A 20,369-nucleotide genomic window follows, 5' to 3' on the forward strand; every position below is an offset into this window, starting at 1 on the left:
CCGTCGGTATGATTTTTTATTGGGCTTGATTGATTTTAGGCGGCATCAACTTGTAAACCACCGGCGTAATGATTCGCGATAGCAAAGTGGAACTAATTAATCCCCCAATCATTACAATAGCCAGCGGCGATATCAGTGGGTTACTTGACATTGCGATGGGCAACAGACCACCAATTGCAGTTAGTGAGGTTAGAATAATTGGCAAGAAACGCACTTCACCCGCTTCTTCAATAGCTTCATTCAGTTCTTTCCCTTCGGCACGCAGTTGGTTGGTAAAATCCACTAAAAGGATGGTGTTTTTAACTTCGATACCTGCTAAAGCTACAATACCAATAGTAGCTACAAACGATAGCGAATTTCCAGTAACCATTAGTGCCAATACCGCACCAACAATACCTAAAGGAATTACAGACAGCACAATTAACGTACTTTTGAAGGTTTTAAATTCAAGGACCAGCACCGCCACGAACATGAATAGCGTTACTAAAATAATGCTACCAAAACCGCCGAATGATTGATTTCTACTCTCCACTTCGCCACCCATCTCAAAATGATAACCCGCTGGCAGTTGCATTTTTTTCATTTGCGCTTCTACGTCTTTAATTACCTTATCATTTAAGTAACCCTTTTGCACAAATGAGTTCACGGAAACCGTACGTATCTTATTATGGTGATTGATACTCAAGGCCGAAGTTTCCAATTTTAAGTTGGCCACCTGAGTTAAGGGAATTGACGTTCCCATTACGTTGTTTACGTACAAGTTGTCGAAAACGTTTAAGCTGGGATTTGAGGCATATTTTGTAGTGAGTAAAATATTATAATCATCGCCACTTGATTTTGGATTGAGGAACTTACCAACTTCGAAGCCTGCAATAGCCATTCGTACTGTTCGATCAATGTTAATCATAGGAACACCTAGCGCTAAAGCCTTTTCTTTATTGATATCTACCTTAATGTCTGATTTTAAATTCTTCAGCGGATTATTAACGTAAATAGTGCCCTCAGTTTTCAGCAACAGATTTTCGGTTTTAGCGGCCAACCGGCGTAGCGTATCTAAATTATCTCCAAAGATCCTTACCTCCACTGGCGAAATAATTGGCTGCCCTTGTTCAAAATCTTTCACTTCCACTTTTGCTCCTAGATAAGGCGACCATTTTGCTCTTAGCTTTTCAATTAACGCTACTTTTTGATCGGCACGCACATCTGGATGCAGTAGCACAAAAATTTCAGAAAAATCGGTACGTTCATTGGTTTGCAGCAGATTATAGTAAATACGCGGATTTCCCTTGCCTACATTGGAAGCGAAGTACTTCACCTCTGGAATTTCCTTCAGTTCTTTCTCAATTTGCTTGGTGATTGAATCGGTGTACTTTAAATTAGATTGTAAAGGCGTTGAAACTGCAACAATAAACTGTGGCTTTTCCGATGCCGGAAACAAGCTAAATCCAATTACTGGGATTAGTGCTACCGAGCCAATAAAAATCAACACACCAATACCAATAGTAACAAGAGGTTTTTGCAAAGCTTTGTCGAGCAATTTTGCATAAGAACCATGAATAATTTTTTGTAACGTACGCAAAAAGATATTACCATGTACATCGGCATGCGGCTTCAATAACTTACTTGATAAAAATGGCACTACGGTAAGCGCTACTAACATTGACGCAATTACCGAACAAATTACAGCCACTGGCAAACTTCTGATAAATTCACCTGAAGCCTCTGGCATAAACATCAATGGCATAAAGGCAATAACCAAAGTAGCGGTGCACCCCACCACAGCAACTCCAATTTGTTTGGTGGCCAGCAAAGATGCTTGTAACCGGCTATGACCATCACGCATCCATCGTTCAATATTTTCAACAACTACAATGCTATCATCAACCAATAAACCTAAGGACACCACCAAACCCACAATACTTAATTGGTTTAAACTGAAGCCAAGCAGGTTAATCAAAATGATTCCGATAGCTAAGGATAAAGGTATAGAAACCATTACCACCAAAGACGCCCTTGTTCCCAAAGGCAATAGCGTAATAAGCACTAAGCCAATGGCGATTAAAAAATCTATCCCCAAGCCTCCCAAGCGGGTATTTACATTATCAGCTTGATCGAACATTACATGCTGATCAATATTGCCGGGTAAAGTTTTTTTGAATTGATCTAATACTGGTAAATAAGCTTTTTGTGTTTGCGTAATGTTGTTGCCTACCTTTTGTGCCGCGGTTACAAATACACACCTGAAACCGTTTAACCTCGTAATATGCTTTTCTTGTGAATAATCGAAATACACCTTTGCAACGTCATTCAAAGTAGTGTTTTTACCACCGTTACTGGCAACTATGGTATTTTTTATCTCATCAATACTTTGGTAATTTCCACTTGTTTTAATGTTAACCGATTTGGTACCAACATCAATGCTACCTCCAGGAATATTTGCCACTTCACTTTGGATGGCATTGCTCACTTGCGTAACGGGGATACGCAATAAAGCTAGTTTCTCCAGGTCTAAATCTACCTTAACCAGCTGATCAGAAATGCCATACACATTTACATTTTTAAGTGTAGGAATTTTCTCCAACTGATCTTGTAAATCTTCAGCGGCAGCTTTTAATTGGTCACGAGAAGCATTTTCCGACACCAGTGCAACTTGTAAAATATTCACGTCCGAAGGAGAAATTTTTTGCACCTCCATGGCATAAATTTCTTGAGGCAAATTGGCACGTTCGCTATTGGTTTCCCTGACCAGTTCCTGATATTTATCGTCAACATTTACGCCATATTTATACTCCACCACAAATACGGCCAAGCCATCTCTAATGGTAGTTTTAATGGTTTTGATATCATCAAGCTCGTAAATACGTTTTTCCAGCGGCTTCACCACTAGCTCTTCCATGTCTTTAGGGCTCGCTCCCGGATACACCACAATTACCGGAAAGTTGGGCGGGTTCATATCAGGATCCTCGGCCCTCGGCATATTTAAAACCGTAGTAATTCCCAAAGCCATTACCATTAACACCATAATTAAGGTGAACTGATAATTTTTTACTGCGTAATCTGAAATCTTCATTGCTAATTATGGCTTAGTTACTTTACTACTTTGATTTTCGAACCATCTGTGAGATAAGCACTGCCCGACACAATAACCGAACCCACATTTTCCAAACCGCCTAACACAATAATTTTATCTTTTTGCACCGCACCCAATTGCACCTTTACCTTCTTTGCTGTTTGATTATCATTGGTTACAAATATGTAGCCTTCATTTTCACCACCATCAAGCAAAGCATCATAAGGCAGGCTGTAAGCCGTTTGTTTGGTAGATGGATAAATGGTTGCCCTACCAAACAGACCTGCAGCCAAACCTTTTAAATCACCGCTTTCCAAAGACAATTCCACGCCGAAAGTGCCGCTTTGCGGATCAATGCTTTCTGCTTTCCTACTCACTTTTGCCTGCAATATTTTTCCTTGTAGCGCCTCTGAAGTAATGCTTGCTTTGTCGCCAATTTTTAATGCCGACCATTGGCTATCGCTTAAACCCACTTTCAAGATCCACTTTCCTTCGTTAGCACCATTGATTTGCAAAACTGGCGTACCAGGGCCAACAATTTGACCATCGCTCGCTAACTTGCGTAAAACATAGCCATTTTTGCTAGCTCGTATGGCGGTGTAACCTTCGTTAAACTTAGCCGATTGTAGCTGTTGTTTAGCCACTTCAAAAGCCGTTTTTGCATTTTGTAACTGCTCCAAAGTAGCTACGCTGTCTTTAAAAAGTTTGTTTGCCCTTTCGTAATCCCGTTGTGCCTTTTGTAGAGATAGCTGCACCTGCTCCACTTGCGAACCTATCTCCGTTGGATTTACCGTAGCAAGTAATTGTCCTTTAGTGATTTGATCGCCCTCTTTTACGTAAATGCGGTTAATTACACCACCATTCTTAAAAGAAAGTAGAGTTTCATCGTTAGTGGTAAAATAACCAGAAGTAACAATTTGCGCATCAGTATTTTCAGCGGTTAAACTGATCACTTTAACAGGTATTGTATCTTGCTGAATCATCACTTTTTCTCTTTCCTTACCTCCCTTACAGGCAGATAAAATCGATATTGCTGTTATCGGTACAATAAGTACAAAGCTTTTGATTTTTGCGTTGATCATATTGAGTTGTTTAATCTTAAATGGTAATAATTAGTTAATTGAGAAAGATGCCGTTTCACGCTCTAAATTGGCGAGAGCAATTAGCGTTTTATATAAATTGACGTTCACTAAAATTTTTGCTGAAGTGTATTGATTTCGGGCATCCACGGTTTCAACGAAAGAGTTGGCGCCAGCCAAATAACCTCTATCAATTAATCTTAAATAGGTGGAGGCGGCTTCCAATTGTTTTAACGACGACTGGTAAGTTTGATACGCTGAACGTAAACTATTTTGAGCAGTTTTTGCCGCTAAATTAAGCTGTTGAGCAACCAAATTAGAATTGAGTTCCGCATTCTTTAAATCCAGGCCACTCTCCTTCAATTTATTGCTATTGCGATTTCCTGAAAAAATTGGCACTTCCAATTGTAAACCCACCATGTAGTAACGCGTATTCGAGTTAAATTTGAATCCCTCCGATTGCGTACCTACATCTAAAAAAGCGCCTAATTTTGGAACGGCAAATTGCCCATTCATTTTCTGCACACTCCTGTTAATTCCCTCTACCTGCTGCAAAGCCTTAAGCTCTTCTCTTTCGCCCCCAGTGTTTAAACCAGCTAGCAAACCTTCTACCTTCGCTAAATCTGCTTGATCTTGAATTTCAACTTCAACCGCATCGTTGGCATCCCTATTCAGTAAAAAATTGAAATACAATCGGGCGTTATTTACTTTTTGCTCCGCATCAAGCAGAGTGGCATTTGCATTCTCAACTTCGCTTTGTGAGCGCAAAACGTATGCAGGTAAACCTTTGCCATTCTCCAATAACTTTTGGTTCACGCGAAGTCCTTCTTTGGCCAATTGTACGCCAGACTGGTAAATATCTACCGCAGCCAAAGCACTCAAATAATTGTAATAAGCCGTTTTAATTTCTTTAATCAAATCCCGTTTATAAATCTGTACTTCGTATTCTTTTAGCACAGTTTGCTGCTTCGCAATTTTATTGCTGTAGATGATATCCGTATTAATGATTGGTACTGTAGTTCTCAATTTAGCATCATGGAAATTTTTAGGCAAAAAGTTGATGGTTTGATTTTCCAACATTGGAAACCGATTAGTTCCAGTAATTTGGTTTAAGGTTTGATAAACGGGATTCATCAAATCGCCCAATGGCAAAGGAATATTACGCCCACCATCAGCAGTTTGGTACGCAGCCTGCAAACTAACAGATGGCAAAAACAAGCCTTTAGCATTTTTTAGCGCATACTGTGATTTTTCTAACGAGATATTTTTTTGCTGAAGCACAATATTACTTTTCAACCCTTCACTCACGTAATTGTCCAGAACATTTTGCGCATTTGCAATAGATACGCAGTCAATAAATACAAAGATGAACAAGCAAAAAGATAACCTATTTATTAACGGTGTTAATTTCATTATTTTATTCCTTTGATAACAGATACTAAAGTGTTAAATGCCGCTTCCAATGCAGATGTATTTCCTTGGCTAGGCAAATGTTCTTTTACTACATGATCCAAATGCCCCTGGAGCTTCAAACTACAAATGCCGTGTATAGTAGACCAAATATAAAGCGCCATGGCATGCAGCTCAATCCCGTTGAAATAACCTTTAGTTTGGCAATCAGCAACCGTATTTACTAAAGCTCCAAAAGCGGCTCCGCCTTCCTCCCATTCACTAGCACAACTTCTGTTCACAAAATCTATAGGTTCTTTCATGATGAACATAAGCTCATAAAAATCAGGATTATCCAAAGCAAATTTGATATAAATTCGTCCCATAGCCTTTAAGCGCTCAAAAGGCTCATCTACGTTTCTGAGTACATCAAACTGCATTGCCAACGACTTAAAACCTTCCTGATGCAACGCATAAATCACATCACCTTTATCCTTATAATACAGATAAATAGTTGTGGGACTAATTGCCAGTTTATCCGCAATTTTTCTGATTGAAACCTCATCGTAACCGTGCTTTAAAAACAATTCCTTCGCTACCTCTAATATACGGCGACGAGTTTCTTCCTTCCTCTCTAAGCGCTTATTTTTAATTTTCGTTTCTTCCATTACGAAACAAATATAATTAACAGTGTTAATATTTTTAAAAAAATAAAATTTTTGACAAAAAAAAGAGGGAAAGCTTTCGCTTCCCCTCCCTAATTATAGTTGTAAAAATTGTTACAGTTTTACGATTTTCTTAGCTACGTTTCCGCTGTCTTTAACCACTTGGAGGATATATGATCCTGCAGCTACTCCTGCAACATCAAGTTCAATTGGCTGCGAATTATCAGCAGTTTTAGTTTTCAGCGTTTTACCTGTCAAATCAGTAAGCAATACTTTAACAGTTTCTTTGTTATCTGAACCCACGCTGACAAACAATTTGTTTGCCACTGGATTTGGATAAGCCATTACCGATAAATTCGCTAAACCTTTAACAAACTCCGTGTACTGATCAAAAACTTTTCTATCACCGTTATGATCAGTTTGTGCTAAACGATAGTAAGCCGACTGCGAAAAGCTCTTGTCTAAAAACTCGTAGTTAACTACCGCAGCAAAATTGTTTTGGCCTGAACGGGTGTGGATCACAAAGTAATCTTTACCATTAAAGCTTTTTTCTATTTCAAATTTTGCCACATCTTTTTCTTCAGTGGTTGTCCATTTTACCAAAGCACCGCCATTAGTAGCCTGCGCTTTAAATGCAATCAGTTTTACTGGAAGAACATTTAAAGGAGTTTTTGCAAACGTAAATACACCGAAGTTGGTATTAGCGCCAGAAAGCATTGCACCAACATTAGCAGTGACGTTATTTGAGCTGTTTCCAGCATCAACCCATGAAGTAGAACCTGTGTCAAACCTAGCTATTTTAGCATCAGCCAAAGCAAAGCTACTGAAGCCAGAAGTTGCGAAATCATAAGTACCCAAGTTTACCTTAGCACTACCAGCTCCAGAAATTCTATTGATTACCCAATACTCTTTGTTGCTGATGTAACCCAACACCCCATTGTTAAAGCTTGTAGTGTTGCTATAGCTTGATGGGAAGTATTGGAAATCAAAGTCTGATGTAGAAGTTAACTCGGCAATACCAACTAAAGCCGAAGCCGAAGCATTACCGATAATCAAGTTAGTAGCACTTGAAGTACTAGCATTTAACAAGGTGACTTTACCATTAACATAGTTAGCTGGCTTAGTTAAGTTGAAAGAAATTGCCTTAGCTCCGTCTAAAGTAAGACCTTGACTAGCGGTTAGTTTACCTTCAGTTACAGTAAAGTTTTCATTAACTTTTACCTTGTTTGAAAAAGTTACTTCTTTAGCAAGCGCATTTAAAGTTAAATCACCGAACATGATTTCATCGGTAGTATTGTTATCGATGCTAAAAGTAAACGCTTTAGTAATGGTGCTGTTGCCCATGTTGAAATAAACTGCGTCATCATTCTTTAAAACGATATTGAAGTTATCCGGCACTTTGCTTAAAGCATTGGCTTTATTGGTAGTTAAACCAATAAATGCTTTCTGAGGCTGGATGTTCACATAACCAGTTAAGCCATTATCTACACCGTCGGAAATTTTAGCTTTAACAGCTACCAAATCATCGAAATTTGTTGATGTACCTGTATTAACCGCACCAAACACATTGTATGAAGCATCTATATCAGCATCAAAAGGCAAAACATTGGTGGTGTTAGTTCCATCTTGAGCACCATAAAGTGCAGTTAAAGCAGCACTAGTACCCGATGCCGTAGCATCTAATGTGATATAGTTGGCTAAGCTTGCATTAAATGTATTTTTATTTGCATCTGAACCACCAATTTTAGCGTTAGTTAAAGCCTTAATAGATGGACTTGCATTGTGGTTATAGAACAAAATTCCGGTACCACCATTAACTCCACTGCCATTAAATGTATTAGCAGCAATGGTCAAGTTTTTAGATTCTACTGCAGATTGAGCTCCACTTGTACCTTCCTTACTTGAGAATACAATTGAAGCGAAATTAGTGTTAGACGCATCTTGAAACGGCGTGAAAGTATTGCCAGATAAAGTTACATTGTCTGATCTTTGGATAAAAGCACCAATGTTCGAGTAGTTTTGGATAGTATTTCCGCTCACTTCGATAGTAGCAGCTGCATTTCTAGTTCCACGTACTTCTAAATAAGTGGCTAATGAGTTAGCCTGCGTCATAGTAGTGATACCAGAACCAATAGTGTTATTTGCAATTTTATGCGCACCAGCATCAGCACCAATTACTGATACAACTCCGCCCAGTACATTATTATGTGAAAACTCTAGACCAGAAGCACCTGAACCAATTTGGCCAGCTTGCAATACGTAAAATGCACCAGCAGTATTCGCATCTAATGCCGAACCACCAATTTTACCATAAACGTTGTAAGCATAAAATGCCCTTCCGAATAAATCAGGAGTTAAGGTACTATAAGTTACCTCATTACGCACTACACTAATTTGGTTTTTAGGTGAAGAACCTCCAGATAATCTTCCCAACTTTAAGGCATAACTGTCAAAAGCTAATCCAGTTGCGAAGGTTTTCATTCCTCTGAAAATGTTGTCAGATACTTCCAAATTGTTGAAATTATCAGTCGACGTAGTTCCAACGCCAATCATTGCGTTGCCGGTTTGAGCTATCTGGAATTCAAAGTTTTGTACTTTAACGTTAGCAGCATCTACTTCAAATAAAGTTTTATTTGTTGCATTACCAACACCATTAATTACAGGTTTTGTAGCAGGTGCACCGCCATTACCTCTAATCGTAACACTTTTGCTGATTGTTACTGCATCCGTTAATGTATAAGTTCCATTCTCCACATTGATAATGTCACCGTTTTGAGTGTCTGAATCGTTAATGGCATCCTGAATAGTTGCAAAGTTTTCCGTAGTAGTAATATTTCTAATAGGGAAGTAATAATTAACCTTGCCAATATTTACATTATCCAATTTATCGAAAATCAAAGCATCTAGCAATGTTCTTTGCGCTTGTGTTAATGAAGCTACTGTTCTCAATTGGCCGTCAACATAAAAGCTATTTTGATCAGCACGGACATCAGTTGACCAATAACCAGTAGTTGTAGATGAAATGCTGCCTCCATATTCTGGATATCCAGCTAAACCAACATTACCACCATCCTTAGTAGCATTACCATTATTGTTATCTAAATAAAGGTACGTACTGATGTTGTTGTTAAACACATTTAGTTTTCCAACCGCACCAACCGTTAAAGTTCCAAACTGTGGAGTGGCATTATCGTGGTTATAAAAAGCGATACCTCTCGAACCCACCGAACCCGCTACGCCATTGAAAGTGTTACCTACAATGTTAGCCGAAATTGGAAGTTTTGTATTGGCCGATGAAGAAATCGTTTTTGTATTTACAGAAATGATTTGGAAATAATCGCTTGCATTTTTAATTGGCGTAAATGTATTTCCTTCAACATTAATATTTTGGAAATTTTCCAAACTCATCAACCAATAGTGATTCCTAACCTGATTGTTAGTGAACGACACTGGCTTATTGGCGTTGTTGTTTTTAAATCTAACCAAAGCAAAGGTTGGGAAACCACCCAGCAAATAGTTAAAATCATTATTTTCAACTAATGTACCTCCGTATGGAGCATTAGGCTCAGAAAATTCGATACCACCACCGTTAAAAACATTGTCTCTTAAAATACTTTGTCCTGGAGTAGTTTGGAAACGGTTAGTTACATCGTGATTTACTGCCGTAGTGATATTATTTTCAACCAATACATTGTAATTATCCACTGCTACTGCCGCCCTAAATGCAGCTACGTTTGCAGGTGTTGGATCATTTGTGTAATTAACTGTATTTCCTTGGAACGTAATTAAACCCGAAGGATTTGAAGCATTGGTTACTCCAGGGATAGCTCTACCAGAGATGTTGATACCCACTGCATTACGATCAGTATATGCTGCAGCATTACTTGTTGCTGATCGTACAGCATTGATGTTATTGTTAACGATGCTTAAGCCAGCAACATCACCATTACTAACTATTGCCGACCAAATTTTGGCTAAGTCAACCTCCATAGTTACATTTTTGATCGTAACATTAGGAGCTGAAACTTTAAAAATCGCTGGTGTGATAACGCCTGAAGTAATAGCAGCACCAGTATATTTAACCGTTCTATTACTTTTGTTGATACCATCTATAGTTAATGATTTATCAACCACCACCAACTCATCGAACGTATTTTGAGAAAGTTCTAATGTATTTCCTGCAGCTGCATATTCAACTGCTAAATTAATAGTTGCATAGTTATTTTTCTTGGTAGCGTTAAACACGAATTGGTTATCTCCCAAATAGGTACCACTAGCAAACTCGTCACGGGTTTGTACGCTATTGCCAGTACCTAGGTTGTTACTACTTAGTAAAATACTAGCTGAAAAAGGAGCGTTACCTCTATTGAAGTAAGTACTACCTGAAGCAGCCTGATCAGCATCACCGCTATTATTTTTTACATAATTAGATGCATTTCCAGATTGACGTTGAATACCGATATCGCAGTTGCTAACCGTGTTATTTTTTACTGTCATTCTTACCCCTTCAACCACAATTCCATAGCCCTCGCCAATTGCATTAGGCTGCTGAAAACCCGTGATAGTGTTGTCTTTAATCACTACACCGCTCGGCACATCAATATACCCAGACGGATTGCTTGGGGTAAAAGATCTTCTGAAAACCGCAATACCGGCAATATCCCTACCTTCTGCACCAATTACAGCAGCACCTGCATCAGTACGCGTAATGGTGTTATTTTTCACGATGATGGCACCATCAGCCAATTCATCATCTAGACCTGATCCAGCTGGATTTTTAATCTCGATACCATACCTTTTTGCTACAGTAATGCTATTGTTAGCAATAATGTTAGCACCACTTCCCGCCATCATACCTAAAACGCCAATAGCGCTATCACTTGAAGCTGAACCTGCAATTAAAGTGTTGTTTGAAATGTTAACACCAGATGATGTACCGTCATTTAAATCGATACCGCAGCAACTAGTAAATACAACATAGTTGTTAGTGATAGATACATTTGACTTCAGATTATCCCAAATGGCAATTCCACGAGCTGAAACGCCAGGACCGTTGTTTTGCACAGCACAACCTTGGATGAGTACATTGTTGATACCGCCAGAAATAAACACACCGCCGCGGCCATCCACTGTACAGTTGGCATTAATTTGTAAGTTAATTAGCGATAGATTATTGGAGTTAGCAGGAGCAAAAAAACCATTGTTGCTATAGCCCGAAATGATCAAGTCTCTAACAGTAACGTTGGTTTGAGTACCCGATAATGCAACTCCAATTCCAGATGGATCTACACCACCAGTAATAATGGTATGCACTGTAGAGTTTGGAGCCGCTGGAGCAGCATTTCCGTTTGCACCAGAGCCGGCACCCATTAATGTAATGTTACTTTTGCTAATCACTACATTTTCTGGATAAGTACCTGCGGCTATATTAATTACCGAAGTTCCTACCGCCGCATTTACAGCCGCTTGTATGGTTTTAAATGCATTTGCTTGCGACGAACCGGTATTTGAATCATTACCGGAAGATACGTCAACATAATAGGTTTGCGCATTTGCAGATTGAACCGCAAATATTAATGCTACAAACAACATAGGCAATGCTTTGAGTAGAATTTTTCTCATATTGATTTGATTTAAAGAACTTTATTCCTAAAAGGAGTATAAATATAGCAACATTTATAATAAAAAAATATTTTTTACGTTTATGTGCGCTTTTGTCTTGAGTAGGTCGAACAAATTTCGTTCAGAACTGTTTTATTTTTTTGATAAAATTGATGAAAGTGGAGTTCTGGTTTACGAAACACCACTATTAATCTGCACGTTACCTAACGGTGAGCCTTGTGCAATTTACGGGTGACATCGCTCAAATAAAATACCAGAATCTGGGTATATGTGATTCAAATTCAGCTCGATATTTAAGAAAGTAACGGTTGCACTATGCGAAATTAAAGCCCTATATTTGCGCCAAAACTTACACTTATTATGCTTAAAGGATTTTTTAATGTTCCCAGCCCAGTAAACGAGCCCATTTTGGGTTATGCACCGGGTAGCAACGAACGAAAACTGTTAAAAGCGGCGCTCGCCGAGGGGAGGTCTAAAGTAATTGATATCCCAATGTACATTGGCGATAAACAGGTTTTCACCGAAGAAAAAGGTAAAATCACACCTCCGCATGACCACAAACATCTTTTAGCCACCTATAGCAAAGGAACTAAAGCGCATATTCAACAAGCAATTGACGCCGCATTAGCCGCAAAGGCCGATTGGGAAAATCTGGCTTGGGAACAAAGAGCTGCTATCTTCCTTAAGGCAGCCGACTTACTTGCTGGACCATACAGATACAAAATTAATGCGGCCACCATGCTTGGCCAAAGCAAAAATGCATTTCAGGCTGAAATTGACTCCGCTTGCGAACTGATCGATTTTTTACGTTTCAACGTAAGCTATATGTCAGATATTTACAAGCAACAACCTCCGGTATCACCAAAAGGAAGCTGGAACCGAGTGGAGCAACGTCCATTAGAAGGATTTGTTTTTGCATTAACGCCTTTCAACTTTACCGCAATTGCAGGAAACTTACCTTCGTGTGTGGCGATGATGGGCAATGTGGTGGTTTGGAAACCTGCAAACACGCAAATTTATGCGGCTAATGTAATTATGGAAGTGTTCCGTGAAGCAGGCTTACCTGCTGGCGTAATTAATTTGGTTTATGCCTCTGGACCTGATGCAGGTGATGTAATTTTTGCACATCCTGATTTTGCTGGTATTCACTTTACTGGCTCAACTGGCGTTTTTCAAGATATCTGGAAAACTATTGGCAACAACATCCACAAGTACAAAACTTATCCTCGCATTGTTGGCGAAACTGGTGGTAAAGATTTCATTCTTATCCACGGCTCAGCAGATGCTGAAGTTTCCAGCACAGCCATTTTACGTGGTGCTTTCGAATACCAAGGTCAAAAATGTTCCGCTGCTTCAAGAGTTTATATTGCTAAAAGCAAATGGCCAGCAATTAAAGAATTTCTTTTGAGAGATTTAGCGACTTTGAAAATGGGCCCTACAGAAGATTTCGGTAATTTCATTAATGCAGTTATCGATGAGAAATCATTCGATAAATTGGCTAGTTATATCGATGCCGCTAAAAATGATAAAGGTGTAGAAATTATTGCAGGCGGAAACTATGATAAAAGCACTGGTTACTTCATTGAACCAACAGTTATTGTAGCTGAGGATCCTAAATATGCTACCATGTGCGAGGAACTTTTCGGACCAGTACTAACAGTGTATGTTTATGAAGATGCTGATTTTGACGCTACTTTAAAATTGATAGATAGCACTTCTATCTACGCATTAACGGGAGCTGTTATTGCACAAGATAGATATGCAATTGAAAAAGCAACTCATGCGCTTCGCAACGCAGCAGGTAATTTTTATATCAATGATAAATGTACCGGAGCCGTAGTTGGTCAACAGCCTTTTGGCGGCGCTAGAGGAAGTGGCACTAACGACAAAGCAGGATCAATGATCAACTTATTGCGTTGGGTATCCCCACGTACCATTAAAGAAACTTTTGATCCACCAAAGGATTACAGATATCCATTTTTGGCAAATGATTAATCAATAGCCGGATAAAAAGAAGACGCCCCATAAAGGCGTCTTTTTCTTCATAAAAAAGAGGTGCCTAAACGCTAGGCACCTCTTTCTACATTACATGCGCTTCTACACCTATACCTAAGATATATCCATTTTAAATAGAGGAGAAACATCGGACGCACTAGAGGCACTAGTGTTCAAATCTTTGATTAAGCCAGTTTTCAGACTGTAAACCCAAGCATGAACGCCAAGCTCTTGTCCCGCAGCCCAAGCATTTTGTACAATTGATGTACTCATTACGTTTTTAGCCCCATGAATAGCATTTAATTCTACCATTCTATCAAATTTTTGCAGAGGATCTTGGATTTTTGCGACTTCTTGTTCATTGGCATGATAAATATCTTTGATATTCCTCAGCCAGTTATCAATTAAGCCAACTTGTTTGTTGCCCATCGCCGCATTTACTCCCCCACAACCATAATGGCCGCACACAATAATGTGTTTCACCTTCAATACATTTACCGAATAATCTAGCACACTTAACAAGCTCATATCGTTATGTGTTACCACATTGGCAATATTACGGTGTACGAAGATATCGCCAGGCATCGTATTGGTAATCTGGTTAGCTGGCACACGACTGTCGGAACAGCCAATCCATAAAATTGGTGGGTTTTGACCTGCCGCTAGCTCATCGAAAAAATTGGGGTCCACTCGCAGTGTTTCGGCTACCCAAGTTTTGTTGCCTTCCAATAAACTTTCGTAAGTAATTTTATCTTGATTTGATGACATATGCTATTATAAATTTACTACAACCAGCTTACAACACCAGTTTCTACATTATAATTGGCGCCAACTATCTTGATTTTCCCATCTTGTTCCATTTGGTTCAAAGTGCTGCTCTGTTTACGAATATCTGCTATCGTTTGCTTCACATTCTGTACATTTAACCTTTCCAACAAATCATCATTTTTAGAAGATCGCTCTTCTCCCTCATTAATAACCTCGTCAATAATTGGACTAAAATGATCAACCAAATGTGTAAGATTATCCATTCCCATGCCACGAATCGCATCTGCATCTAAGCCTCCTTTTAAAGCACCGCACTTAGAGTGTCCTAAAACTACGATTAGTTTAGACCCCGCTACGTTACAGCCAAACTCCATAGAACCCAAAATATCTTGGTTTGCAAAATTTCCAGCAATTCTTACGCTGAAGATATCTCCTAATCCCTGATCAAAAATCAATTCTGCAGAAGTGCGGCTATCGATACAGCTTAATATAACGGCAAACGGCCATTGCCCCGCCCTTGTGTCATTTACTTGTGCCAGTAAATCTCTGTTGGCCTTCAAGTTTTGCACAAATCTATCATTACCTTCTTTTAATATTTGTAGCGCTTTCTCAGGAGTGATGGTAGCCTGAGTTTCTAATGTATGTGCCTTCATTATTCTAATTTTTAATGTTGATCAATAATTTTTGTGTTTAGTTTGGGAATTGAATAACTTTTCTTGATATTTTCCAAAGTTACAATTATCCCTTTAGTGTAAGCATTATGCTTATAATTATAGATTGCTTCCAGTACATCAGGATCAATATATCTAGAGTTGGCTCCATCAATGATTACATTGGTTTCATCCGGAATTTTGGATAACAACACTTGAATAGAAGCTTTGTTTAAGAACGATACTTCCTCGGCCAGTTTAATCCTGATATTTTTCTTATTCCCCTCTTCCTGAACCCTATAAAAGAATGGATTACGCATGTTTGTTCTTAGCAAGTAAAAGATAGAAACAGCCATACCAATACCCACACCTTTCAATAAATCAATACCAACTACACCAGCAACAGTTACCACAAATGGGATAAATTGATCCCAACCTTTGCGGTACATGTGCTTAAACAATGATATTCTTGCTAATTTATATCCTGTTACCAATAAAATGGCTGCTAAACAAGAAAGCGGAATCATATTGATTAGCGAAGGAATAAAAAGCAGGGATAACAGTAATAACATACCATGCGTAATCGCAGAAATTTTTGTTCTTCCTCCAGCATTTACATTCGCAGAGCTTCTTACGATTACCGCTGTCATAGGTAAACCACCAAGCATTCCACTGGTAATGTTTCCCACACCTTGAGCCAACAATTCTCTGTTAGTAGGTGATACACGCTTTAAAGGATCTATCTTATCTACAGCTTCCAAGCTTAACAAAGTTTCCAAACTTGCTACAACGCCAATGGTTAACGCTACCGTTAATACTTTGGGATCAAAGATAGCAGAGAAATTAGGCAACATAAACAAGCCAAAAAACTCGGAAGCACTGTTAACCACTGGAATTTTCACCATCTGGCTTTCCTTCAGTGCACCAGCAGATCCATTAAATAAAATGGCGCCAAAAATGCCTAAAATCACTACGACAAGAGGAGCTGGAACTACCGCCAACTTTTTAAATTTAGGCCAAAAGACTAAAATTAAAACGGACAATACACTGATAGCAATAGCGCCGAGAGTAAAGTGCTGCATAGCATTTCCAAGCGCCGAAAAAGTATTTTCTCCATCTTTTTGGAAGAAACTCTCATCGCCAAAAAAGTCACTATCGACACCTAGTGCGTGAGGAAGTTGCTTCATAATCAACAAAATACCAATCCCGGCAAGCATCCCTTCAATTACACTAGAAGGAAAATAATTGCCTATGGTACCAGCTTTGATAACGCCAAGTAATAACTGGAAAACACCAGCTAGCACCACCGCCATTAAAAAAGTTTGATAATCGCCTAAGCTTGTAATTGATGCTAATACAATGGTAGTTAAACCCGCGGCCGGACCGCTTACGCTAAGTTGCGAACCACTAATGGCACCAACCACCACTCCGCCAATAATACCAGTTAATAAACCGGCGAACAATGGCGCTCCCGAAGCTAGCGCAATACCCAAACATAAGGGAAGCGCTACAAGGAACACCACGATACTTGAAGGCAAATCAGCTTTAAGATTCTTCGCCTGAAAATATCTACCTATTCCACCTCCTACTGAGGCCGAATTTGAATTTTTCATAATAAATTAATTTCTAAAGTTTTGATGTTGTTAAAAATTGTGGTTCTAGTGGGCCACAATTGCGAAAAAAACTTAAGAAAAATTAGGAGGGGGCGTTGGAACAGAGGGATGATACGGATCTACATAGCGCCTAGAGTGTTCTATAAAACTACTTGGCACGCCGCAGTCCAAATCTAGATGTACATAAGTGAGCTCATATTTATGAAACATCAACTTATAGTCCAAATACTTTACTGTCGATTTTCCGCTTTCATCTGCACTGTTTTCATTTTCCAGTTGCATGATTACCGAAACCATAAAATCATCGTCTAAGTGTTTTAAAAATAAAGGCGCAGCAGAAATAACCATCTTGCTGGCAAAAATGCCCAAGAAAGCTATCGCTAATAAAAACCTATATTTCCTTAACACCATATCAACGAAATGTTATTTTGTTGTTACCAAAAGTAACGTTCAAAAATTGAATATCAAATTTAATTACGTAATATGTTTGCAATAGTAACTAGTCTTTTTTTTCCCGCTAAACTTTCTTAAGGCAATAAAATAAATCTATAATTTGAAGGTTTATTTGTTTTAAGGTTTATTTTTGCTGTACTTTTTAGCATCAATGAGAACTTTACTAGTTGTTATACTTGTTTCAATTTCGCTGGTTGCAGCGGCACAGAACAACAACGCTCCCTCCTCTTACGATCCACACGACATTAAAATAACTGGATATCTGCAGACGCAATTTCAGGTTGCGCAGTCGCCAGGTATTTATTCATGGTCTGGTGGCGATTTCAGCGAACATTCAAGCAGTCGATTTATGCTACGTCGGGGACGTTTAAAGGTGGATAGGGTAGATAAATTTTCATCTGTTGTTTTTCAGTTGGATGGCACTCAGGATGGTTTGAGAATTATGGATGCCTTTATACAATTTCACAGCCCTGAAAATAAATCGTTGAAATTTACGGCAGGTTTGTTTAACCGTCCGTTCGGTTATTCCATTGTTTATTCTTCCGGCTATCGGGATTTTCCTGAACGAGCCAGGGTATTTCAAACTCTTATGCCACGTGAGCGAGATTTAGGGGCAATGATTTCTTACAAACCCACTAAAAAATTTTCATTCATTACCGCCGAGTTAGCCGTAGTTAATGGCAGCGGATTAAGCGCCCGAGATTACGATTCGAACAAAGATATCATAGGCAACCTCAGCTTCAATTTCGATAGCTTGGCAAGTAAAAAGCTTCATCTAGGATTTGGCGGTTCAATTTACAAGGGAACGGTCAGGAGCAATACCAATACCGTTTTTAAGCCAACAGTCAATGGTTTCGCCATAATTTTAGATCCAAACAATGAAAACTATAATTTCAGAAGAGATTATTACGGAGCCAACCTCCAAGTAGATTACAAAAATACCTTTGGAGCTACATCGTTTAAAACAGAATACATCCAAGGCTCTCAACCTGGCGTAGCGGCATCGTCAAGTATTTCTGGTTTAGCGGCTAGTACAAGTTTCGCCACGCAGCCTACTGGAAATTTGTACCTACGTAATTTTAACGGTTACTTCTTTTGGCTGACACAACAAATAGCAGATACCAAATTAACAGCTATTGTTGGATATGATGTTTATGATCCTAATACTGATATTGATGAAGCGGAAATTGGAAAAGCTGGAACAAACACTACTGCTGGAGATATTAAATTCAGCACACTAGGTTACGGATTTACTTACAACCTCAATACTCGTTTAAAGCTAACCGTTTACAATGAACATGTAAAAAACAACGGCACTCAATTGAGTAATTACCAAGGAGACGTAAAAGACAACGTTTTCACCACTCGTTTACAATACAGATGGTAATCTGGAATTACGATTTGTCATAAAATCGAAAATTAATTCTTTAATTGCTGAATTGTGCTATTGTTGCTAACTTGTTTATCCAATTTTTTTCGGACTTTCGGACTAAACATTGAACCAATAAAACCAAAGATATGAACAACAAAATCGAGATATTAAAAGAAAAGATTCAAAAAGCTCATTTAGGCGGCGGACAAGCACGTATTGATAGTCAGCATAAAAAAGGAAAGCTGACCGCTCGTGAGCGTATTCATTTTTTACTTGATGAAGGTAGTTTCGAAGAAATTGGAATGATGGTTACCCATCGAAGTACCGATTTCGGTATGGAAAATGAAAAATATTTAGGCGATGGTGTGGTGACTGGTTATGGCACCGTTAATGGACGTCTCACTTATGTTTTCTCTCAAGACTTTACCGTTTTTGGTGGTTCGCTGTCTGAAACTCATGCCGAAAAAATATGTAAAATCATGGATATGGCCATGAAAAACGGAGCACCAATTATTGGCTTAAATGACAGTGGTGGTGCTCGTATTCAGGAGGGCGTAGTATCCTTAGGTGGTTATGCTGATATTTTTTATCGCAACGTACAAGCCTCGGGCGTAATCCCACAATTATCTGCTATTATGGGTCCTTGTGCCGGTGGTGCAGTGTATTCTCCTGCAATCACCGATTTTATTTTGATGGTAGAAAACACCTCCTATATGTTCGTAACGGGACCGAACGTGGTTAAAACCGTTACCCACGAAGAGGTAAGTTCAGAGGAATTGGGCGGTGCAAGTACTCATGCAACCAAATCGGGTGTAACGCATTTTGCCTGTGCCAACGAAATTGAAGCCATTAACCAGCTGAAAAAGATTTTAAGCTACGTACCTCAAAATTGTGAAGACAATGCCCCTGCCCAACCTTACGAAATCAGAAATGAAGAAAGACTGTCTTTAAACGATATTCTTCCTTCTAATGCAAATCAGCCTTATGACATTAGAGAGGTGATTGCCCAAGTTGCCGACGAAGAGTCGTTTCTAGAAGTACACGCTGCTTACGCTGAAAATATCGTTGTTGGATTTGCCCGTTTGGCAGGCCGTAGCATTGGCGTGATAGCCAACCAACCTGCTTATTTAGCCGGTGTTTTAGATAATAATGCTTCGGTAAAAGCTGCTCGTTTTGTACGTTTTTGCGACTGTTTCAATATTCCATTGTTGGTTTTTGAAGATGTACCGGGATTTTTACCAGGCACTGATCAAGAGTGGAACGGCATCATTACCAACGGAGCAAAATTACTGTATGCGTTTAGCGAGGCAACGGTACCTCGTATCACCGTAATTACCAGAAAAGCTTACGGAGGCGCTTATGATGTAATGAATTCCAAACATATTGGTGCCGATATGAATTACGCTTGGCCAAGCGCTGAAATTGCGGTAATGGGCGCTAAGGGGGCAGCAGAAATCATCTTTAAAAGAGAAATCAGCAATGCTGAAAACCCCGAAGAGAAATGGTTGGAGAAAGAAAAGCTCTACTCAGATATCTTTGCAAACCCATACCGAGCAGCTGAACGTGGTTTTGTGGATGAAGTAATTGAGCCATCTAAAACCAGAGAAAAACTAATTAGAGCTTTTAAAATGCTCGAAAACAAAGTTGTGAATATGCCTAGGAAAAAACATGGCAACATTCCGCTTTAGGATAT

12 protein-coding genes are annotated in these 20,369 nt (G+C 39.1%); 3 read left to right on the forward strand and 9 right to left on the reverse strand.

The window, feature by feature from the left end:
- Window positions 1-16: 16 nt before the first annotated feature.
- The 5 genes from ACY2A0_RS04175 to ACY2A0_RS04195 all read right to left on the reverse strand — a co-directional run bounded on the left by ACY2A0_RS04175 (window position 17) and on the right by ACY2A0_RS04195 (window position 11,825).
- On the reverse strand, window positions 17-3,070 hold the full coding sequence (locus ACY2A0_RS04175; RefSeq protein WP_461788309.1) for an efflux RND transporter permease subunit: 3,054 nt from the start codon (window positions 3,068-3,070) through the stop codon (window positions 17-19).
- Between the two features lie 17 nt (window positions 3,071-3,087).
- A complete protein-coding gene (locus ACY2A0_RS04180; RefSeq protein ID WP_461788310.1) occupies window positions 3,088-4,152 on the reverse strand; it encodes an efflux RND transporter periplasmic adaptor subunit in 1,065 nt (354 codons plus the stop codon).
- Window positions 4,153-4,182: 30 nt separating this feature from the next.
- Entirely contained in the window at window positions 4,183-5,562 is a 1,380-nt protein-coding gene (locus ACY2A0_RS04185) for a TolC family protein (protein ID WP_461788311.1), read from the reverse strand.
- On the reverse strand, window positions 5,562-6,206 hold the full coding sequence (locus ACY2A0_RS04190) for a TetR/AcrR family transcriptional regulator (protein ID WP_461788312.1): 645 nt from the start codon (window positions 6,204-6,206) through the stop codon (window positions 5,562-5,564). The genes ACY2A0_RS04185 and ACY2A0_RS04190 overlap by 1 nt, the downstream gene beginning before the upstream one ends.
- A gap of 111 nt (window positions 6,207-6,317) precedes the next feature.
- Window positions 6,318-11,825 (reverse strand): T9SS type A sorting domain-containing protein, encoded by a 5,508-nt coding sequence (locus tag ACY2A0_RS04195; RefSeq protein ID WP_461788313.1) that lies wholly within the window; start codon window positions 11,823-11,825, stop codon window positions 6,318-6,320.
- Window positions 11,826-12,185: 360 nt separating this feature from the next.
- Between ACY2A0_RS04195 and pruA the strand changes: the two genes are divergently transcribed.
- Complete coding sequence (pruA, locus tag ACY2A0_RS04200; protein ID WP_461788314.1) at window positions 12,186-13,820, forward strand: L-glutamate gamma-semialdehyde dehydrogenase; 1,635 nt, start codon at window positions 12,186-12,188, stop codon at window positions 13,818-13,820.
- A 114-nt stretch (window positions 13,821-13,934) separates the two neighbouring features.
- Here pruA and ACY2A0_RS04205 read toward each other — a convergent pair whose 3' ends face one another.
- From ACY2A0_RS04205 to ACY2A0_RS04220, 4 genes are all read right to left on the reverse strand, one after another.
- Window positions 13,935-14,588 (reverse strand): carbonic anhydrase, encoded by a 654-nt coding sequence (locus ACY2A0_RS04205; RefSeq protein ID WP_461788315.1) that lies wholly within the window; start codon window positions 14,586-14,588, stop codon window positions 13,935-13,937.
- 17 nt (window positions 14,589-14,605) lie between these two features.
- Window positions 14,606-15,241, reverse strand: a complete 636-nt coding sequence (locus tag ACY2A0_RS04210) for a carbonic anhydrase family protein (protein WP_461788316.1) — start codon at window positions 15,239-15,241, stop codon at window positions 14,606-14,608.
- A gap of 11 nt (window positions 15,242-15,252) precedes the next feature.
- Entirely contained in the window at window positions 15,253-16,851 is a 1,599-nt protein-coding gene (locus tag ACY2A0_RS04215) for a SulP family inorganic anion transporter (protein ID WP_461788317.1), read from the reverse strand.
- A gap of 72 nt (window positions 16,852-16,923) precedes the next feature.
- The gene (locus ACY2A0_RS04220; RefSeq protein ID WP_113639660.1) at window positions 16,924-17,262 is read right to left on the reverse strand and encodes a hypothetical protein; all 339 of its coding nucleotides are present in this window, start codon (window positions 17,260-17,262) and stop codon (window positions 16,924-16,926) included.
- Window positions 17,263-17,455: 193 nt separating this feature from the next.
- Between ACY2A0_RS04220 and ACY2A0_RS04225 the strand changes: the two genes are divergently transcribed.
- Window positions 17,456-18,691 carry a porin gene (locus ACY2A0_RS04225; protein WP_461788318.1) on the forward strand — a complete coding sequence of 412 codons (1,236 nt, stop codon included), beginning with the start codon at window positions 17,456-17,458 and terminating at the stop codon, window positions 18,689-18,691.
- 131 nt (window positions 18,692-18,822) lie between these two features.
- Window positions 18,823-20,364, forward strand: a complete 1,542-nt coding sequence (locus tag ACY2A0_RS04230) for an acyl-CoA carboxylase subunit beta (RefSeq protein ID WP_461788319.1) — start codon at window positions 18,823-18,825, stop codon at window positions 20,362-20,364.
- The last annotated feature ends 5 nt before the right edge of the window (window positions 20,365-20,369 follow it).

It is taken from the genome of Pedobacter sp. (assembly GCF_965249885.1).
GTDB lineage: Bacteria > Bacteroidota > Bacteroidia > Sphingobacteriales > Sphingobacteriaceae > Pedobacter.

Coding starts and splice junctions, on each gene's coding strand:
- pruA (WP_461788314.1), top strand. CDS start 12,186: ATGCTTAAAGGATTTTTTAATGTTCCCAGCCCAGTAAACGAGCCCATT.
- ACY2A0_RS04180 (WP_461788310.1), bottom strand. CDS start 4,152: ATGATCAACGCAAAAATCAAAAGCTTTGTACTTATTGTACCGATAACA.
- ACY2A0_RS04195 (WP_461788313.1), bottom strand. CDS start 11,825: ATGAGAAAAATTCTACTCAAAGCATTGCCTATGTTGTTTGTAGCATTA.
- ACY2A0_RS04215 (WP_461788317.1), bottom strand. CDS start 16,851: ATGAAAAATTCAAATTCGGCCTCAGTAGGAGGTGGAATAGGTAGATAT.
- ACY2A0_RS04185 (WP_461788311.1), bottom strand. CDS start 5,562: ATGAAATTAACACCGTTAATAAATAGGTTATCTTTTTGCTTGTTCATC.
- ACY2A0_RS04230 (WP_461788319.1), top strand. CDS start 18,823: ATGAACAACAAAATCGAGATATTAAAAGAAAAGATTCAAAAAGCTCAT.
- ACY2A0_RS04225 (WP_461788318.1), top strand. CDS start 17,456: ATGAGAACTTTACTAGTTGTTATACTTGTTTCAATTTCGCTGGTTGCA.
- ACY2A0_RS04220 (WP_113639660.1), bottom strand. CDS start 17,262: ATGGTGTTAAGGAAATATAGGTTTTTATTAGCGATAGCTTTCTTGGGC.
- ACY2A0_RS04210 (WP_461788316.1), bottom strand. CDS start 15,241: ATGAAGGCACATACATTAGAAACTCAGGCTACCATCACTCCTGAGAAA.
- ACY2A0_RS04190 (WP_461788312.1), bottom strand. CDS start 6,206: ATGGAAGAAACGAAAATTAAAAATAAGCGCTTAGAGAGGAAGGAAGAA.
- ACY2A0_RS04205 (WP_461788315.1), bottom strand. CDS start 14,588: ATGTCATCAAATCAAGATAAAATTACTTACGAAAGTTTATTGGAAGGC.
- ACY2A0_RS04175 (WP_461788309.1), bottom strand. CDS start 3,070: ATGAAGATTTCAGATTACGCAGTAAAAAATTATCAGTTCACCTTAATT.